General features: G+C 42.7%; 12 protein-coding genes. 11 read left to right on the forward strand and 1 reads right to left on the reverse strand.

All coding sequences use genetic code 11. The features are described from left to right. Window positions 1–208 precede the first annotated feature (208 nt). The 5 genes from DUL71_RS03975 (at window position 209) to DUL71_RS03995 (ending at window position 9,041) form a co-directional block, all read left to right on the forward strand. Window positions 209–1,639, forward strand: a complete 1,431-nt coding sequence (locus tag DUL71_RS03975) for a serine/threonine protein kinase (protein WP_114936833.1) — start codon at window positions 209–211, stop codon at window positions 1,637–1,639. Between the two features lie 18 nt (window positions 1,640–1,657). Next, window positions 1,658–2,623 (forward strand): hypothetical protein, encoded by a 966-nt coding sequence (locus tag DUL71_RS03980; RefSeq protein ID WP_114936834.1) that lies wholly within the window; start codon window positions 1,658–1,660, stop codon window positions 2,621–2,623. Window positions 2,624–2,713: 90 nt separating this feature from the next. After that, entirely contained in the window at window positions 2,714–4,141 is a 1,428-nt protein-coding gene (locus tag DUL71_RS03985) for a PP2C family protein-serine/threonine phosphatase (RefSeq protein WP_114936835.1), read from the forward strand. A gap of 3 nt (window positions 4,142–4,144) precedes the next feature. Then, a complete protein-coding gene (locus tag DUL71_RS03990; RefSeq protein WP_114936836.1) occupies window positions 4,145–8,221 on the forward strand; it encodes an FtsW/RodA/SpoVE family cell cycle protein in 4,077 nt (1,358 codons plus the stop codon). Between the two features lie 25 nt (window positions 8,222–8,246). After that, on the forward strand, window positions 8,247–9,041 hold the full coding sequence (locus DUL71_RS03995) for an FHA domain-containing protein (protein ID WP_114936837.1): 795 nt from the start codon (window positions 8,247–8,249) through the stop codon (window positions 9,039–9,041). Window positions 9,042–9,236: 195 nt separating this feature from the next. Here the strand turns inward: DUL71_RS03995 and DUL71_RS04000 are convergent, their stop codons facing one another. Further along, on the reverse strand, window positions 9,237–9,485 hold the full coding sequence (locus DUL71_RS04000) for a GIY-YIG nuclease family protein (RefSeq protein ID WP_244228695.1): 249 nt from the start codon (window positions 9,483–9,485) through the stop codon (window positions 9,237–9,239). An 889-nt stretch (window positions 9,486–10,374) separates the two neighbouring features. On the opposite strand from DUL71_RS04000, the gene DUL71_RS04005 reads away from it, so the two are divergent. The 6 genes from DUL71_RS04005 to DUL71_RS04030 all read left to right on the forward strand — a co-directional run bounded on the left by DUL71_RS04005 (window position 10,375) and on the right by DUL71_RS04030 (window position 19,259). Further along, complete coding sequence (locus DUL71_RS04005; RefSeq protein WP_114936838.1) at window positions 10,375–11,310, forward strand: ring-cleaving dioxygenase; 936 nt, start codon at window positions 10,375–10,377, stop codon at window positions 11,308–11,310. A gap of 4 nt (window positions 11,311–11,314) precedes the next feature. Beyond that, window positions 11,315–11,938, forward strand: coding sequence for an alpha/beta hydrolase (locus DUL71_RS04010; protein WP_114936839.1), 624 nt, complete (start codon window positions 11,315–11,317; stop codon window positions 11,936–11,938). A gap of 283 nt (window positions 11,939–12,221) precedes the next feature. Then, window positions 12,222–12,806 carry an RNA polymerase sigma-70 factor gene (locus tag DUL71_RS04015; RefSeq protein ID WP_114936840.1) on the forward strand — a complete coding sequence of 195 codons (585 nt, stop codon included), beginning with the start codon at window positions 12,222–12,224 and terminating at the stop codon, window positions 12,804–12,806. 125 nt (window positions 12,807–12,931) lie between these two features. Further along, window positions 12,932–14,092 carry a FecR family protein gene (locus DUL71_RS04020; RefSeq protein WP_114936841.1) on the forward strand — a complete coding sequence of 387 codons (1,161 nt, stop codon included), beginning with the start codon at window positions 12,932–12,934 and terminating at the stop codon, window positions 14,090–14,092. Window positions 14,093–14,361: 269 nt separating this feature from the next. Further along, window positions 14,362–17,712: a TonB-dependent receptor gene (locus DUL71_RS04025; RefSeq protein WP_161964366.1), complete on the forward strand. Its 3,351-nt coding sequence runs from the start codon at window positions 14,362–14,364 to the stop codon at window positions 17,710–17,712. A 50-nt stretch (window positions 17,713–17,762) separates the two neighbouring features. Next, on the forward strand, window positions 17,763–19,259 hold the full coding sequence (locus DUL71_RS04030) for a RagB/SusD family nutrient uptake outer membrane protein (RefSeq protein WP_114936843.1): 1,497 nt from the start codon (window positions 17,763–17,765) through the stop codon (window positions 19,257–19,259). Window positions 19,260–19,427 lie beyond the last annotated feature (168 nt).

A 19,427-nucleotide genomic window follows, 5' to 3' on the forward strand; every position in this document is an offset into this window, starting at 1 on the left:
AATTTATTGAATTTGCTAAGCATTCTTTCCATTCTTTAAATTCGATAAATTCGAGTTCAGACAGAATTCTTAATCAGCGTAATCAACGAAATCACCCTAATCAGCGGTTATTTTTTTATATTTTTATACCAAACACTAATGCCTGCGTTATGTTGAGTAAAAAGTTTTTAATATTTGTCACGAATACTCATTCCCCAAGTATAACTCAATGAGCAAAGTATTTACTATTACCGAAGGTTTGGAAAACATGGGGGCTTTACGAACGGGCGGTCAGGGCTCTGTTTATAAAGGTCGCCGTTATGGGCCTATAATTACCGCGGTAAAACTCCTGCCAACACCTATTCATACCGAAAGTACCGACGATAAAAATTTTCGTAATTTCCAGAATGAGGTCGAAAAATTAAAAAAGGTAAACGAAGAGCCTAACCCCAATGTGGTTAAGATCCTTAATTCGGGTATTACCGAAAGCGGTTCGTTCCCGTTTATCGAAATGGAATATATTGATGGTCCCGATCTGGAAGATTTGTTGAAACCTCCTCATGAGGCCATCTTCAATATTAAAGAGATCATTAAACTGGCCGATCAGCTGGCAAACGCTTTATCGCACTGCCACAAGGTTTCGGTAAAGCATGGAGATATCAAAAGCAATAACGTAAAATTCAACGTACACACCGGTAACTATGTGCTGCTTGATTTTGGCCTTTCTGCTATGTCTGATGATCAGCGCCGTACCAGTATTCGTCATGCCGGGGCTATTGAATTTATGGCCCCCGAACAAAACGAGGGCTTGATGTATTTCCAAACTGATGTGTACAGCTACGGTATTATCCTGTATGAATTGATAGGTGGCCAGGTGCCTTTCCCGTTAAAAGATAATGGCGAAACTGCCCGTACCGCGGTGATGCTGGCCCACATGGAGGCAGAAGTTCCTGATGTAATGGAATTGCGTCGCAAAAACCTGCCCGAAAGCTGGTCGGAAGAACAAAAGGAAATGCAAATGCAGGTTCCGGCCTGGTTATTAAAGGTAGTTGCAAAATGTTTGCAAAAGGATGTTAGTAACAGGTATGCCAATGGCATCGAGCTTCAGGAAGCTTTAATGCAGGGTAGCATCGGCGCTATCAGTCCAACTCATCCTGATGAATCATGGAATACCGAGGTTTTATTAAAGGAGAACGAACGTTTACAAGGCCTTGTTTTATATTACCAGGAAAACGAAAACAAACAACCGGCACCAGTAATTAACAATACGCCGGTTGATAATAAAGCTGTGCGAATGTCAAAGCCTATCTTTGTTTTGTTCATGATACTGCTTTGCGGTTTTACCGTGTTTTCGGCAGTGGTGATGGATAAGTTTGGTGGCCGCATTTATCATGGTGTGGTGAACAGGTTGTTTAAACCTTCAAAAAAACAGACCGACTCAGCTGCAAATAATAAAACTATTTTGCCCGAAAAGAAAGACTCTGTTGCGCAGGAACCTAAAGCAAATGATTTTAGGGATGAAAGCAATATCCCGCCCGAAGTGGATTCAACTGCCGATTCGATATTGCGCAATATTCAGCGTGCAAAACAACAAAAACAGGATACCCAGTTTTACCGCGACAGCGTGAAAAGAGCGGATACTTCTAACTTAAATTTTTAATGATTTAGCAAATACAGCATGGAACCTAAATCAACTTTTTGGAAACGAATTGGCCTGCAGGACTGGTTTTTGCCCAACGGAAAACCAGTAAATGAAGAGGCCGTTAAAATAAAAGCCCTCACGCCCGATGACGTGTATATGTACATCATCGAAAAGTTCAAGGAGTCAATCAAACAGCTATCTTTTGCCGATAGGGTAGTTTTTTACCATGAGTTTATCATCAGCTTTAATGAGGAAGACTACCAGGATTTTGTGAATAACAGATCGGGCCTGTTCGGTATTATTGTTAACGAGTCGGTAAAGAAGTTTTATGAGCTGCTGCGCGAATACCAGGAAGTAGGCAAAAAGGTAGAACCTTCAAGTTCAAAATGGGTATTCAGGCTGGTATCCCATCCCGATTACAAACGTGGCGATAAAGGCTTTATAGGCAAGCTACTGCCTGGCACAAGCAATAAAAAAGAAGAAAATCTGCGGGTTACTTTCATTCCCCGCCAAACAGGTGTTGCCCAAACGCTTGATATCAGCAACGATGTTTTAAAAGGCTTCACTTATTACAGCGAGGGCTATTACGAATTGCCTTACGCTAACGATCTGCATTATAACGAAAAAGAGGTAAGCAAGCCCGGAACCAAGGTGCTGGCCCGTTTGGAAACTATTATGCCCGATAAGCAATTTGTTGGCCGCAAGGTAGAATACCTGGTAAAGGACGACGATATCGTAGTATCCGGCGAGGACGAGGAAAGGGACGAACAGGCGGTATTCAAAGTGCCGTCTGAATGGGTAAATACGCCGCACCTCCGCATCAGGCTAAATAAAGCCGATGGTAAGTTTTACCTGGCATCATTTGGTGAACGTACGCTGATCAATGAATTGGAGGTAGCCGGGAGCGATGTAAACTCGCCGCAATGGGTGGAGCTGCCGTTCAACTCCAGGATCTTGCTTAACGGTATAGTAGGTATCAACATATTTAAACCCGAACCATAATGTCACAAATATTATCAATAGGGCTGCTGGCTGTATGTGTGCTGTTATTGGTAGCTCATTTTATCGACATAAAAAAATCCAGTTAAAACCATGGCAAATAATTTTTTCGGGATAACAGATACCGGTAAGCAAAGGCAAAACAATGAAGATGCCTTTATTGCCGAAAAATCGGGCGATGGTAATTTTATCATAGCCTGTGTGGTTGATGGGGTAGGAGGTTATGCCGGTGGTGAAATAGCCGCCGAAATTGCCCGCGCCACCATCCTGGAGCAGTTGCAATACATAGCAGGCGATATTGTGCCGTTGCTGGTAAATACGTTCACCATTGCCAATCAGCGTATTTATGATGAAAAGGTACAGAATAAAGATCTTGAAAACATGGCCTGTGTGCTTACGCTGGCCGTTGTTGATGTGATCAATAATAAGTTTTACTATGCCCATGTAGGTGATACCCGCTTGTATTTGCTACGGGATTATTCGCTGATCAAGATCTCAAAAGATCACTCTTTTGTTGGCTTCCTGGAAGATTCCGGCAGGCTGACCGAAGAAGCGGCTATGGATCATCCCAAACGCAACGAGATCAATAAGGCACTTGGTTTTGCAGGACAGATTAGTAAAGATCCTGATTTTGTGGAAACCGGTAGCTCGCCGTTTTTGCCGGGGGATATCCTCTTGCTTTGCAGCGATGGTCTCACCGATCTGGTTGATAAAAGTAAGATCACCGATATTCTCACCAGCAGTGATAACCTTCCTCAAAAAGGAAAAAAACTAATTGATGCTGCCAATAGCCGGGGCGGCAAAGATAATGTGACCGTGGTTTTGGTTCATAATGATAAAGAGCGCAAACAACACAGTGCCACTAAGCCCGTAGCTGCTGCAAAAACGATAGAACAGCCAGAAATAGTTCCTGCGCCGATAAAGAAGCAGGAGGAGCCAGAACCTGTAGTGAAAACCAAAAGCAATGGCGGTACAGTAGCCATACTCACCCTGCTTTGTTTTATTTTTTTAGGCGGATTTATCTGGCAGTTTAAGAAGAACGCCGATCAGGCTGCTATCCCTAAAAAAACAGATACACTGGTGGCGCAGCCGGTGAAAAACGCAGTAGAACTTAAGCTACAGGATACCATCAATAAATTAAAAGGCCATACGCTATTACTTTCGGCGGCAGATTTTCAGCAGCCTATTGTACTAAGCGATACCTTGCATATCAACAAGGATAGTCTTTACATCAAAACCAAGGGCGCAATCATATTTAAAAAAGATTCAACCTATAAGGGGCCTGCTATTGTGTTGGCTGCAAATTGTAAATATGTAGTGCTTGATAGTGTAGCCTTTGATGGTTTCCCCACAGCTATCGTAACCCATAATGATGCTTTGGTTTTAAAAAATGTGCAGTTTAACAACTGTCTAACACCGGTACAGGTATCGTACTTGTTCCCCAATAAAAAATATATCTCAGGCAGGTTGTTTGGCAGTATGTTCAAAACTGATTCTGTCCCAACTAAAGCTAACCACTAATAAATGGCCCAGGAAAAACCAAAAGTACCCGGCAGAGGAATGGAGCGGCTGTTCCTGTTGCTTACAGGCATACTGCTGGCCGTTTTATTTGTAAGGCTTTACAGTGTGCTGCAACTTAAGTTTACCGATGTTGATAAACGCCTGAAAGATGGTACCATTGTAAACCTTAACTCGCCCAATACAGCTCAAAATGTAAAAGCGTTATTAAAAAAAGGCTACTATTTTGATGATCCGCGAGATGTGGATTACATTGAATCGGTAATCGCTTCCCGTAAAACAGCGGGCGACCTGGTTGATAATACCGGCGAACTCAACAAACGCAAATATTATGTAAATGCCGATGAAGCTTTCGAAAAAGGCGGCGAAACGTTTAAGAAACGTGTACTTACTTCCCGTACGCTTTTAGGCTATACCGGCGATGACTCTATTCGCTTTGAGCAGGAATTAAAGAATCCGCCATCTTTGGGTGCCCAAACAGACCTCAACCTCGGCGAATACAGCATCAAAGGAACGATAGCCCACAAAGGCGAACCCGTACCCGGCGTATTGGTGAAACTGACTATGATATTGCCTCGTGACAGCATTTTCAGCGATGAGGAAACCGGGGCGAAAACTTCTTTTTCAGAAAATGGCTCATCCTATAAAAAACTGTATGTGCTTAACGATCAGAAAAAGAAAGTACTGCAGTCACTAACAGCCTTTGCCCGTACCGATGCCGAAGGGCGGTTTGTATTTGCCCAATTGCCAACAGGAAAAGCATTTTCGGTGTTGCCGATGCAACCCGGTTTTGAATTTGGCCGCTCGCAAGGCATTGACGAGTTGGATAAAGATGTAAGCTTTAAATTTAGCCAGGCACCACATAGTATCAAGTTGCTCTCTACCCGCGATTTTAATATCCTCAAAAAAGAAGGTGCGTTCATAGTACGTTACCAGGATGAGTTTAATATGTGGTACTGGATTATAGCTGGTAGCTTTTTTGCCGGATTTATCATCGTACACTTATTGCTCAGTGCTCGGTATCCAAACGCCGATCAGATCATTTTACCGCTGATCATGATGCTCACCGGTATCTCATTCCTTACCCTTTTAAGTCTGCAGGACCCACTGCGTGATAGGTTTTTGGCTAAGGATACGCTTATTTATCTTGGTATAGGTATAGCAGGCATCTGTATTATTCAGTTGTTTAACCTGCGTAAGCTCAATCCGGATTCAGGCTTTTACCGTTTGCTTATTTTTAAATGGAGCAGGAGCGCGGCCAACGGCTGGCCGTGGGCTATTGTAGCAATGGCTATACTTTTTTCTACCATTTTATTTGGATCTGGCCCGGAAGGTAGCGGGGTAAAAGTTAACCTGCTGGGTTTTCAGCCGAGTGAAATTGTAAAGTATCTTATTGTTATTTTCCTTGCGGGATTTTTTGCCACTAACGAGAAATTTATCAGTCAGTACGCCAGTTGGAGCAAGCGTTGGTCGTTCTTTTCGTTCGCGCTTATCGCTACCATAATAACGTTGTTACTGTTTTTGGTTTTGGGCGATTTGGGCCCGGCCATGGTAATTTGCTTCACTTTCATTATCCTGTTCTCGTTTTCACGGGGCGATTTCCTGTACATGGCGGGTTTTGTGGTGCTGTTTGTGCTTACCACATGGTTTTTTGATAATGTGTGGCTTAGTGCGCTTATTACATTCTGCTCGCTTGGCGGCGTTGTGTTTTTCAGACGCAGGAGATTGAGCGAATCGGCTATTATGGCTTTGGTGGTGATCACCGCGTTTTTAACCATAGATAAAATTCCTGGTCTTGATAAAATTATCCCAGGCCCGGTGGAACGTTTGGTTGAACGTAAAGCCATTTGGCAGGATGCCTGGAACAACGAAGTGTATGGCGGCGACCAGGTAGCCAACGGTCTTTGGGCTATGGCCAGCGGCGGTTTAAGCGGGCAGGGCGTAGGGCAGGGCTTCGCCAAAACAATTCCAGAAGCACATACCGATATGATCCTGCCATCCATCGGCGAAGAATTTGGGTGGGCAGGTATGGCAGCCGTGTTTATCTTGTTTTTATTGTATCTGCACCGGTCTATAATCATAGGCAGGCAAACGGGGATGCCCCTGTTATTTTACCTCAGCGCAGGCATAGGAGTATGTACCTTTGTGCAGTTTTTACTGATTGCGGGGGGCTCTATCGGTGCATTACCGCTATCGGGGGTTTCTCTGCCATTTGAAAGTTATGGTGGTTCATCGCTGGTAATAAACCTGCTGGCGGCAGGCTTCCTGTTGTCGGTATCATCGGTACGGGGCACAGCGGTGCAAATGGATTATATCACCAAACAACAGGATAAAAACCTGGTGCCTGCATTGGCGGCTGCATTGGCCGGGGTGGTATTGTTGGTAACCAATGTTTCGCGTTATACAACTGATAATAAACAATGGGTTGTAAAACCTGCTTTAGTTGCCGATAAAAGCGGTTTACGTATGTTTAGCTATAACCCGCGTATCGCTATTTTGATGAACAGGCTACAGGCTGGTACTATTTACGACCGTAACGGACTTATCCTGGCTACAAGCAAGCCCGAGCTTATTGAAAAACAAAAGAATAAGTTAAGCGCCTCGGGTATGCTGCACTATGATTTGGATTCGGCTATGCACAAGCGTTTGGACAGGTTTTATCCTTTTGAAGAACAAATGTTTTTCTGGACGGGAGATCAGAATACAGGAGTGTTTAATGGCAGTACCAACGGTTACTTTGCCGAATATGAACACGCCGCCGAGCTTCGTGGATTCCATATGCCTATTACCAATTATAACGTTAAGGCATCACGCTACCAGGAAGACAGGTTTTTGCCCCGCGGCATGAAGGAAATGACCGTAGCTAAAAAAGATTATAGCGCATTAGCCAATCTGCTGATCAGCGATATTAATGGCCCTGAAGTGGAAGCGTTTAAAAATAAGAACCGCGATGTAAAGCTTACTATGGACGCCGATCTGCAAACCAGTATCCAGCAATCTATAGCGTCTGACACTTCGTTGTATGATAACCGGGTTTCTGTTGTGATTGTTGAATCCAATACCGGCGATGTACTTACATCCGCACAATATCCATTGCCGCCTGTGCACAACTGGGATCAGCTTACTATGCCCCTTGCCGATCAGAATAAACTGGCAACCTGGTTAACCACTACCGATCTGGGCTTTACCTATGCCAGTCAGCCTGGTTCAACAGCTAAAGTTTTAACGGCGATGTCGGCATTTAATAAATTGGGAATAGCCGCTGCTGAAGTACAGTATCACGTAAGCACCGAAGAGCGGATCCGTACCAAAGGTATCGAGCCCGATGAAACCGGGATGATCACGATGGAACGGGCTATCGCCAAATCAAACAACGTTTACTTTATTAAGCTGGCCAACCAGGAGCACCTTGAAGAATACATGGCCACGCTATATCTTAAAACAGGTATGTTTTTGCATGGAGTAGGTGGTTACTATTATAATAAACCGGTGCTAAACGTCTCTCAGGAAGATAAATGGCGCATTTTATGGCGTAAAACCGAGTTTAATACCAAGCCACGGTACGATCCTAACAATATCCATAAAACAAGGGCAAAGGGTATTTCGGGCATGGCCTGGGGGCAGGGCGAGTTGATTGCTACTCCCGCAGCAGTGGCACGATTAGTATCGGGCGTAGCCAATGGCGGTGTATTGATGCCTAACAGGTATGCGCTTAAAATTGCCGACTCGACAGTGAATGTAAAAGGCGGCATCAAACTGGCCGATGATCCGCGTTACGCGGCTTTGCTAAAACAATACATGATTGAGCAAAGCGCGCCTAAAACACCTATATTAGGGATAAAGGTTGCGGGTAAAACCGGTACGCCCGAGCGTATTGTCAGGAACCAAAGTGTTAACGATGGCTGGTATGTTTTCTTTGCACCAAAAGAAAAAGGCAGCGGTTATATAGTAGTTTGTATCCGTGTTGAATCTACCCGTGGATCATCAGACGCGGTGCATTTGGCCGGGAACCATGTGATACCATTCCTGTTAAAGAAGGGTTACATAAAAAGCATGGAAGCGGAAACCACCACCGAAGAATAGTATTTAAGCAGAAAGGAAAGAGCAAATGGCATTTAGTTTATTTAAAAGAAGCGGCGAAAAGCAACCCTGGGATGTAAAAAGCTTACGTGAAGCGATATTGCGCTTCGTTAAAGAATCGTTACAGAAAATAGAAGGCGGAGAGGGCGGCCATATTAAAGAATTGAAGCTTTTTATAGCTGCCGATAACGAGGATAAACCTATTTACGAAGGGGCGGTTTATGTGCACGACAAACAGCTGTTCAAAAACGAGGTGCAAAAAATAGCCGACGATTTTGCTATCAACCTACCATCCGACTGGACGCTTGATGTTGAATTTACAGAGCAGTTTCCGGCAGATGCTAAAAGAATGCATGATCTGGATGTGGCTTTTGTCATGAACACCCGCAAGCAGGTCGCTCATAATGCAGCCTCCTTCACAGCCTATTTACGTATCCTGAGTGGCGAGGCCGAAAAAGAAGAATACCAGATCAAAGCTGCCGATCCTAAGCTCAACATTGGCAGAGACAAAAAAGCTGTCACCGAAAATGGCTCGTTCAGGCTTAATCAATTGGTTTTTCCGGGTGAGAGCAAGGACGAAAGTAATAAATACATCAGCAGGCAGCACGCTCACATTGAATGGGATAATGAAAGCGAACGTTTCATGATTTTCGCCGACGAGGGCGGTGTTCCACCACGCAACAAAACCAAGATCCATATAGCCGCCGATGGTAAAATGATCAAGCTTAATTCAACCCAGATAGGCCACCCGCTTAGTGAAGGTGATCAGGTTATTTTGGGTGAATCGGCGGTGTTTTTGTATAGTACGGTGGCGGATCGCTAACCGCATTGTCATTTCGATAGAGCAAGGGGAGGGAATGAGCGTTGGCGCGAAAGAGAAATCTTATACGCCTTGCAAATCTGACCTGCATAGTTCGCTTAGGATCTTGTATAAGATTTTTCCCTGCGGTCGAAATGATATTTTTTTATTCAATCACGGTATCATTCAAAAAGGTCCAAGTAGGATTAGTTGATTCTATTAATGCATCTTTCTTTTCTCTACGCCATTTTTTGATTTCCTTTTCTCTGGCAATGGCATGTTCATGTGGGTAAAATGCTCGTAATAAACTAAATGATAACAGTAGTATTTACCTGTAAAAGATTTGTTGGTGCCCTTATTTTCGAGATGCTGTAGAACACGTACACTTATGTCGTTTGTTACTCCAATATATAATACTGTTTTACGGGGATTAGTAGTAATATAAACGTAGTAATTGTGATTCCACATATTTTAAATGTAGACAATTTTAGTTAAATAAGATTGTCATTTCGAACGAGGAACGAGGAGAAATCTTATACAATAAGCTAAGCGGGCTATGCAGGTTGAATTTGCAAGGCTTATAAGATTTCTCTTTCGCTCAAAGCTCTTGGGCCACCGCTGCTCTATCGAAATGACACTTTTTGTGCTTTGTCATTTCGAACGAGGAACGAGGAGAAATCTTATACAATAAGCTAAGCGGGCTATGCAGGTTGAATTTGCAAGGCTTATAAGATTTCTCTTTCGCTCAAAGCTCTTGGGCCACCGCTGCTCTATCGAAATGACACTTTTTGTGCTTTGTCATTTCGAACGAGGAACGAGGAGAAATCTTATACAATAAGCTAAGCGGGCTATGCAGGTTGAATTTGCAAGGCTTATAAGATTTCTCTTTCGCTCAAAGCTCTTGGGCCACCGCTGCTCTATCGAAATGACACTTTTTGTGCTTTGTCATTTCGAACGAGGAACGAGGAGAAATCTTATACAATAAGCTAAGCGGGCTATGCAGGTTGAATTTGCAAGGCTTATAAGATTTCTCTTTCGCTCAAAGCTCTTGGGCCACCGCTGCTCTATCGAAATGACACTTTTTGTGCTTTGTCATTTCGAACGAGGAACGAGGAGAAATCTTATACAATATGCTAAGCGAACCATACCGGTCGGATTTCTTTGGCGTATAATATTTCTCTTTCGCCCCAATGCTCATTCCTTCCCGCTGCTCTACCGAAATGACAAATTTGATAGAATAAAAACCTCCCCCTTCCCTGTTTTTCTTATCCTACATCAAGTGCCGCCGGCTAATTTGACCGTAATTTTGAATCATAATAACACAGCAAGTATTAAAAGATTTAAAACAAGGACAACAATGGAAAACACTATAAACGGCATACATCACATCACTGCAATTGCAGGTAATGCCAAAAAAAACTATGATTTTTATACCCGTGTATTAGGCTTAAGGTTGGTTAAAAAAACCGTAAACTTTGATGATCCCGGTACATATCACTTATATTATGGCGATGGAAACGGTACTCCCGGCTCTATCCTTACTTTCTTCCCATGGGAAGGTATAACAAGCGGTCGTCGTGGCGCAAGGCAGGTAACCGAAATTGGTTATTCAGTACCGGAAGGAAGCCTTGATTTTTGGTTGAAAAGGTTTGAAGATAACAATGTGATCTATAACAAACCGGCTGAAAAATTTGGCGAGCAGTATCTTACTTTCCTGGACCCAGACGGTTTGAAATTTGAGCTTATCGTACCAAAAACAGCCGATAACCGCAAACCCTGGGAAACAGCCAAAGTAACCGCTGCTAATGCTACCAAAGGTTTCCATAGCATCACTATAACATCAAACAAAATTGAGGCAACTGCTAAAATCTTAACCGATGTATTAGGCTACCGTTTGTTAGAGCAACACGTTAACCGCTACAGGTTTATTACCGATGCTGTTGAAAATGCAGCTATAGTTGATCTGGTTGAAGTTCCGGGAGAGGTTGCCGGTCATGTAGCCGGTGGTTCGGTTCACCACGTTGCATTCCGTGTACCTAATGAAAAAGTATTGATGGAATACCGTGAAAAAATAGCTAACCTTGGTTTGCATATCACCGACAAAATAGACAGGAACTATTTCTATTCATTATACTTCCGTGAACCAGGTGGTGTTTTGTTTGAAATTGCAACCGATAACCCAGGCTTCGCGGTTGATGAACCGGTAGAATTATTAGGCACAGGTTTAAAATTGCCTGCACAGTATGAAAACCTGCGCGGCGAGTTAGAAAAAGCATTACCATCATTAGTTTAAACAGATGTACAGGCACACAAAACAGGTTGTTTCGGCGGGAGTTCCCGCCGAACAGGCCAAAAAAGCCATCATTATGCTACATGGCCGAGGTGCATCGGCAAACAGTATTATCTCGCTTAAAGATCACCTTGAACTGGATGGTTACGCCATCTTCGCCCCACAGGCTAATGAACATAGCTGGTATCCATATAGCTTTATGGCTCCGGTTCAGAATAACCAGCCTGCATTGGATTCGGCCCTTGAGGTAATTGGCGAGTTGGTTGAGGATATTAAACAAAAAGGAATAGCACAGGAAAATATTTATTTCCTTGGTTTTTCGCAGGGAGCTTGTTTAACGCTTGAATACGTTACCCGTAACGCAGGCAGGTATGGCGGGGCTATCGCTTTTACCGGCGGATTGATAGGAGAGCAATTGGTTAAAGAAAATTATAAAGGTGATTTTAATAATACCCCCATACTTGTTACCACCGGCGATCCTGATCCGCATGTACCGGTGAGCAGGGTTAATGATAGCGTAGAAATATTAAAAACATTAAACGCGGATGTTACCCTTAAAACTTATAAAGGCCGCCAGCATACTATTTCACATGAGGAAATAATATTGGCAAATGAGATATTGAAGAATTGATTGTTTTCAAAGTTGAGTGTTTTAAGAGTGAAGAGCTGCCCGGAGGGGTGGCTCTTTTTTTGTTTTGACAGGAAGGCATGCTGGTAATGGTTCTTTAATAAACAGATTGTATCCTGCATTTTTTATTAATCTTTAGCTTATTTTATACGAATATTTGATAGATGGAATTTGTAATTAACTCCTTGGTAAACAGTAGTTAAGCTTATTTTTACTTTTTAAATATAATAACTTAATATTTAAGTAATTTTAGCCTTTGTTTTTCTGATAACTTAATTGGTAGACTATGTCTGATAAAATTGTGATGAGCGATACGGTGCTCATTAGCCGCTTAAAGGCTGATGATGAAGCGGCGCTAACCATGATTTACAGGCGATACTGGGCTTCGCTTTTTAAGGCTGCATATAATATCCTGAAAGACAGGCAGGCCTGCGAAGATATCATCCAGGAACTGTTTATAAAACTTTGGGATTGCCGTGCTGAAGTTCAGATCAACGTATCGTTAAAAGCCTATCTGTATGCATCGGTACGGTATGGTGTTTACAGGCAGATCAGGACAGGCGCACCCGTTAGAAACGAAATTTTTGATGATCTGATTGAAAGGTTGCATACCCCTGCCACACACAACAGCATCGAACATAAAGAACTTTTATTGCAAATAAACCAGGTAATTGATACCCTGCCCGAAAAATGCCGGGAAGTGTACAAACTTAGCCGTGAAGAATGCCTGAGTCATAAAGAAATTGCCTTGCAGCTAAATATCTCCACCAAAACCGTCGAAAATCATTTAACTAAAGCGCTTCGTGAGCTGCGAGGCTCTTTGAGTACTGTATTTATCGTGGAAGCGCTAATGTTTCTGTTGGATAAATAATATTCAAGTTGCTGATTTTCAGCGTGTATTACTGCGGTTAATGCATCTTTAAAAATATTTTTAATTTTTTTTCACTTCGGCGTAGGGGATACCCCCATTTTTTTACTCTCCCTCACAAAACCACTATGGTGCAAAAGCAAGAATTTTTACAGCTGATAGATAAATACCTGGCCGGGCAGACAACTGCTGAGGAGAAGGAGCAGCTGTTGAATTTTTTTGAAAGCTTTCAGGGCGATGCTGATGAGTGGGATGACGAGATTCTTGGCGTTAAACAGGAATTGGAAGACCGTATGTTAGGTAATTTCAGGCAGGCTATAGCCGAACCGGTATCTAACAAAAGCCCGAAAGTTGTAGGGCTTCACTTTTTCAGAAATGTAGCCGCTGCTGTAATACTATTGGCTGTATCAGGTACCGCTGTTTATCATTGGTATCATAAACATGATCAGCAGCAATTAACGGCGCAAAATAAAGCGGTTGTAAAACACGATGTGGATCCTGGTGATAACAGGGCTATTTTAACCCTGGCCAACGGTACCAAACTGATATTGGATTCGGCAAAGATTGGTTTGTTGAACCAGACGGGTAATATAAGCGTAAATAAAATCAGTGATGGCCAGGTAGTCTATTCTGCCGATAAGGATCAACAAAACGGACCTGTTGCTTATAACTCTATCAGCACCCCTGTAGGAGGCCAGTACCAGGTTGTACTGCCCGATGGTTCAAAGGTTTGGCTTAATTCGGCCTCTTCCCTGAAGTTCCCTACAGCGTTTACCGGTAACGAACGTGAAGTAGAACTTACCGGCGAAGGTTATTTTGAAGTGGCCAGAAATAAAGCAAAGCCTTTTAATGTAAAGGTTAAAGATATTAACGTATCTGTATTGGGTACCCATTTTAACATCATGGCCTACAATGACGAAGCCGCGGTTAAAACTACGCTGCTTGAAGGCCTGGTGCGTTTAACGCATGGAAATGTAAGTGGTACGCTTAAACCCGGTCAGCAGGGTGTTATAAATGATAAAGGCATTAAAATTATTGATGTTGATACCGACGAAGCGGTAGCCTGGAAAAATGGCTTTTTTGACTTTGAGCGGGTAAACATACAAGATATTATGAAGCAGCTTTCGAGGTGGTATGGTACCGAAGTAATTTACGAAGGTAAAATACCTGATGATGAGTTTGTAGGTAAGATCAGGAGGGATGTAAAACTATCACAAGTGTTGCATATCCTTGAATTAAGCCATGTGCGTTTTAGGATCGAGAACAAAAAAATAATTGTTACCCCTTGAAATAACCGGCAACTGATTTTTAACCGCTAACCTCAATCTATGAAGAAACACTGACTATAAGACCCCAAAATATTCCAACCTAAGTTCCCTTATCCAAATTGAAAGAAAAGCCGGAAGCGCTGCAACGCTTCCGGCATAATAAATTGGATCAATCTTTCCTGAGTTTCAACAACAGATTTTTTTAACCCAAACATCACGAAGTTATGCATTTAAACTTTACTGGTAAAGTATTTAGTGCCTTTGGTACACATTCAAAACTGTTTTTGACGATGAGATTAACCGTCTTATTACTAACTATCGGCTGCCTGCAGCTAAGCGCTAAAAGTTTTTCACAATCTATAACTCTGAATGAGAGGAGTATAGCGCTTGATAAAGCTTTTAAAGCAATTGAGAAGCAAAGCGGCTACTATTTTTTTTACAGGTATAAGGATATCTCAAAAACCAAACCGGTTAATCTTTCACTAACTAACGCCACATTACAGGAAGCATTACAACAGTGCTTTAAGGATGAACCTTTAACTTACGTTATTGATGATAAAAACATCATTGTAAATAAAAAGAATGCCCCAGACGGAAGCGTTGCACAGGTACCTATAACCATAAGCGGTACCGTGGTGGATGATAAAAATCAGCCGTTGCCGGGTGTTAATGTTAAAGTGAAAGGCACCAATGTTGGCGCTATAACCGGTGTGGATGGTAAGTATACACTTAGCGCCGAGGATAATTCTACGCTGGTGTTTACATTTATCGGTTTTCAAACCAAAGAGGAAGCAGTTAATAAGCGGACAACCATCAACGTTGTTTTGGGTGAGGATAACAAAGAATTAAAAGAGGTTGTTGTTGTTGGCTACGGTAACCAGGAACGTAAAGATGTAACAGGCGCAGTCGGTACGGTAAAAATGGCCAATATTAAAGAGATCAAGGCTGCAAGTGTTGATTTGAAGCTGGCCGGTCAGTTGGCTGGCGTTACTGTAAACCAGGTTACAGGTACTCCGGGCGGTGGCGTATCTGTTAATATCCGGGGCGCAGGTTCAGTAGGTGCAGGTGATGATCCGCTATATGTTATTGATGGTTTCCCGATTTCGCCTGGGTTTGATCAGTATTCTAACCCTTTAAGTACTATTAACCCTGATGATATTGAAAATATCAGCGTGTTGAAAGATGCTGCCTCAACGGCTATATACGGCTCGAGGGGTTCAAACGGGGTTATTCTGATCACCACAAAAAGAGCGAAAAAAGGAGAATCAAGTGTTACTGTTAATACCTCGACAGGTGTGCAAACGATATTGTCGGGAACCAAGCTTAAAATGATGACTGCCCAGCAGTACGCGCAATGGCGTATTGAGGCTTTACAGGATCTGGATAAGGTAAACAATGTACCTTTTAGTACAGATCAGGTACCCGAAGCGTTCAGAAACCCACAAGCATTGGGTAAAGGTACCGATTGGTATGACGCCGTTACCCGTAACGCACCTATGCAAAATTATGATGTTACCGTAGCAAACGGTACTGATAAGATGCGTTCCTTATTTTCATTAGGGTACTTTGACCAGGAGGGCACAGTGCTTAATACCGGATTCAGAAGATATTCTGTAAAAGCCAATATGGACGCAGACCTTTTTAAAAACGTTACCGCAGGTCTTAGTATAGCGCCAACTTATAGCCAGCGTAAATTGCAGCAAACAGATGGTCACTTTGATCAGGCTATACTAAGCCAGGCTTATCTTGAAAGTCCGCTTACACCGGTGAAGCAACCCGATGGATCGTATACAAGTGTGGTGGGTTCGGCGGGCAACGGAAATGTTGCCGGTACAGCGTTGAATGCCAATCCTGTAAGTGAACTGTTAAATACCACCAACAAGTACGCTCAGTTCCGCACACTGGCCAATACCTATGTTAATTGGGAAGTAATTAAAGGGCTTGATATCAAATCTACCTTTGGTATCGATTATCAGAACAGCAATGGCGACTACTTCCGCCCGTCGTTTTTGGGCGGCTTCAGGAATGCCAATAAAGATGGAACACAGGTAAAGGCCGTTGGATCATTTAACTCGTCAAATTCATTTAACTGGTTAAGTGAAAACTCGGTTACCTATAAAAAAACCTGGGGCAATCACTCTTTAACTGTTTTGGGCGATTATTCAATACAGCAGGAAACCAATCATTATCGTTTAACTTATGGCACAGGGTATCCGGATGATGTGATCCAATCTGTGAGGGCGGCTACAATAATTACCGCGAGCTCAACCGATGAGGAATGGAGGCTATTATCATTAATAGGTAGGGTAAATTACGCGTTTAAAGACAAATACTTGCTAAGTGCATCTATACGCCGTGATGGATCTTCAAGATTTGCGCCGGGGCACAGGTGGGGCACCTTTCCATCAGTATCAGGCGGTTGGCGTATTTCAGACGAGTCATTCTTTCCGAAAACAAATGTGATCGATCAGGTTAAATTTACAGCCAGTTACGGTCATGCCGGTAATAACAGTGTTGGCAACTATGATTACATTGCTACGGTAGATCAAACCAATTATACTTTTGGCGGTGGAATAGCCCCCGGTAAATCAATTACCTCCCTTGGTAACGCCGAAGTAGGCTGGGAAACTACCAAACAGTTTGACGTTGGCATGGACCTTTCTTTATTTAAAGGACGTGTTTATTTAATTGCCGAATATTATAATCGCTTTACCGAAAGGTTACTGCAATATATACCTATCCCTCCTGCCTCGGGCTATGGATATGCATTGTCAAATGTAGGGAATGTGCGTAACCGGGGTTTTGAGTTTACAGTAACTACCAAGAATATCATCAGCAAAGCTTTTAACTGGAGTACAGATTTTAACATATCGTTTAATCGTAACAAGGTTATGAGTCTTGGCCCTACACCTCAAATCTATGACGCGCCCCTTAATGACAACCCAACCAGCATTAGCGTGGTAGGGTTGCCTCTTGGGCAGTTTTACGGATATATTTTTGAGGGCATATTTCAAAGTCAGGCCGATTTGGACAAGTATCCTCACTTTGACGGCGAAACAGTGGGCAATATCAGGTATAAGGACGTAAATCATGATGGCGTTCTTGACGGGAAAGACCAGGTGCCAATTGGCAACCCATGGCCTAAATTTACATTTGGCTTTAATAACCATTTCAGTTATAAACAATTTGATTTGAACATCATATCAGCCGGCTCGGTAGGGGGACATGTTTTTGACATGTACAAGCAGTTTACTACCAACCTGGATGGTATTTTTAATGTTGAACAAAGCGTTATAAACCGCTGGCGGTCACCGCAACAGCCTGGAGCTGGTTTAATACCAACCACAACATCAAATACTGGCCTGGCCCGCGATTTTTACCCCTCATATTGGGTGGAGAGCAATTCCTACTTGATGGTAAAGAATATCGACTTTGGGTATAATTTCAAAACTAAGTTCAGTAGAAATTTCAGGGTGTATTTCAGCGCTCAGAATGCCATTCTTATAACCGGATACAAAGGAGGTAATCCCGAGGTTGGCATAGAGGGGCAGCAGGGTAACCGTTCGTTATCGCCAAATGTGAACTTTACAGGCTATCCTGTTTCTGCAGTTTATACTTTGGGCTGTAACGTAACCTTTTAAGCGTTGTAATTATTAAAAACTCAATTGAGCAACATTAAGAATCGGAAAACATGAAAAAAAGCATATACCTTTTTCTTACCCTGGCAGCTGTTGGTTTTTATGGCTGTAAAAAAGACTACCTGAACCTGCAACCTACAGACACGCAGAACAGCGCCAACTTTTATAAATCAAAAGCGCAGTTTGTACAGGCTATAAATGGTGCTTACGAACCGCTTCAGGGACTATATACGGGCTCGTTCTGGGCGTTGGGCGAAATGCGGTCTGATAATACATCATACGAGTTTGATCCTTATGACCGTTCGGGCACCAGTAAAGAGGAACTGGATGAGTTTCGGGAATTAAATAATAATGATATTGTAGAAACTTACTTTAATACCTCATATACGGATATCGGCAGGTGCAATGTGATCCTTAATCGTTTGCCACTTGCCAAGCTTGATGCCGCAACTACGGATACTATTGGCGGGCAGGCTTTGTTTTTACGTGCATTCAATTACTTTAACCTGGTACGTATGTTTGGTGATGTACCGCTGGTACTTACCGAACCAAAATCGGTGGGCGATGCTTATAATCTGGCTACTAAATCGCCGGCGGCATCGGTTTATACGCAGATTATAGCCGATGCGCAAGCTGCCATTACTAAATTGCCTTTAAAATATGAGAATACATCGGATAAAGGCAGGGTTACCAAAGGCACCGCCGAAACCATGCTTGCCGAAGTATACATGACCCAGAAAAAATTTGATCTGGCTATTCCGCTTTTACGTAGTGTGATATCATCTGGTGTTTACAGTTTGAATGCTAATTATGCGGACAACTTCAATTTAAGTAAGGAAAATGGCCCTGAATCGATTTTTGAAATTCAGTACATAGAAGGTCCCAATGGTTTGGGCAGCGATTTTATCGACACGTTTATCCCTTGGGATTATTACGATGAAGATGTTACCGGTTATTCTATTGATAACAATGCCCAAAACGGATGGAATATCCCCACCCAGGACCTGGTGAATGCCTTTGAAGATGGTGATGAAAGAAAAGACGCTTCACTCATCGATTTTACTTCAGATGAGTATGGTATCGATTTACCTTTCATAAAGAAATATACAGGGCCTAAAACAGCTGTTAAAGGCGTAACACCCAACAACTTTCCGGTTTATCGCTATGCTGATGTTTATCTGATGCTGGCCGAATGTTTAAATGAACAAGGATTTGCAGGCGGCGGAGATGCCTTTAAATACCTTAACCTGGTTAGGGAACGTGCAGGCTTGGAGGGCAAATCAATGGGTAACTCAAATCCTGATCTGAATGTTTCCAGCCAGGAGGAGTTTCGTGCGGCTATAGCGCATGAGCGCCAGGTTGAACTTGCCTTTGAAAATCATCGCTGGTTTGATTTGCTTCGCACAGGTAAAGCTACTGAGGTAATGAAGGCACATGCCATCAGCGAAAGGGCTTATAAAAACGATTCATGGCAAATTAACTCAGCTGCATACAACAATATTCGCCTGTTGTTCCAGTATCCTTTAAACGAGAGCAATCTTGAGCATTGATAATGTTACATGGCCCGGTTAAAACTTTTATCGGGCCATATTACGTTTATAACGTGTATTGCAATGATCGCATCATTTTTAAGGCTTGTTCAATAAAAATTAGTGTTGCATATCAAAACAATATCGCTGTTAAAGTATATTTAATAGCATGAACTATTAAACCCAAAA

Source organism: Mucilaginibacter endophyticus (assembly GCF_003351025.1).
In the GTDB taxonomy this organism is placed as follows: Bacteria; Bacteroidota; Bacteroidia; order Sphingobacteriales; family Sphingobacteriaceae; genus Mucilaginibacter; species Mucilaginibacter endophyticus.

Coding starts and splice junctions, on each gene's coding strand:
- DUL71_RS03975 (WP_114936833.1), top strand. CDS start 209: ATGAGCAAAGTATTTACTATTACCGAAGGTTTGGAAAACATGGGGGCT.
- DUL71_RS03980 (WP_114936834.1), top strand. CDS start 1,658: ATGGAACCTAAATCAACTTTTTGGAAACGAATTGGCCTGCAGGACTGG.
- DUL71_RS03985 (WP_114936835.1), top strand. CDS start 2,714: ATGGCAAATAATTTTTTCGGGATAACAGATACCGGTAAGCAAAGGCAA.
- DUL71_RS03990 (WP_114936836.1), top strand. CDS start 4,145: ATGGCCCAGGAAAAACCAAAAGTACCCGGCAGAGGAATGGAGCGGCTG.
- DUL71_RS03995 (WP_114936837.1), top strand. CDS start 8,247: ATGGCATTTAGTTTATTTAAAAGAAGCGGCGAAAAGCAACCCTGGGAT.
- DUL71_RS04000 (WP_244228695.1), bottom strand. CDS start 9,485: ATGTGGAATCACAATTACTACGTTTATATTACTACTAATCCCCGTAAA.
- DUL71_RS04005 (WP_114936838.1), top strand. CDS start 10,375: ATGGAAAACACTATAAACGGCATACATCACATCACTGCAATTGCAGGT.
- DUL71_RS04010 (WP_114936839.1), top strand. CDS start 11,315: ATGTACAGGCACACAAAACAGGTTGTTTCGGCGGGAGTTCCCGCCGAA.
- DUL71_RS04015 (WP_114936840.1), top strand. CDS start 12,222: ATGTCTGATAAAATTGTGATGAGCGATACGGTGCTCATTAGCCGCTTA.
- DUL71_RS04020 (WP_114936841.1), top strand. CDS start 12,932: ATGGTGCAAAAGCAAGAATTTTTACAGCTGATAGATAAATACCTGGCC.
- DUL71_RS04025 (WP_161964366.1), top strand. CDS start 14,362: ATGAGATTAACCGTCTTATTACTAACTATCGGCTGCCTGCAGCTAAGC.
- DUL71_RS04030 (WP_114936843.1), top strand. CDS start 17,763: ATGAAAAAAAGCATATACCTTTTTCTTACCCTGGCAGCTGTTGGTTTT.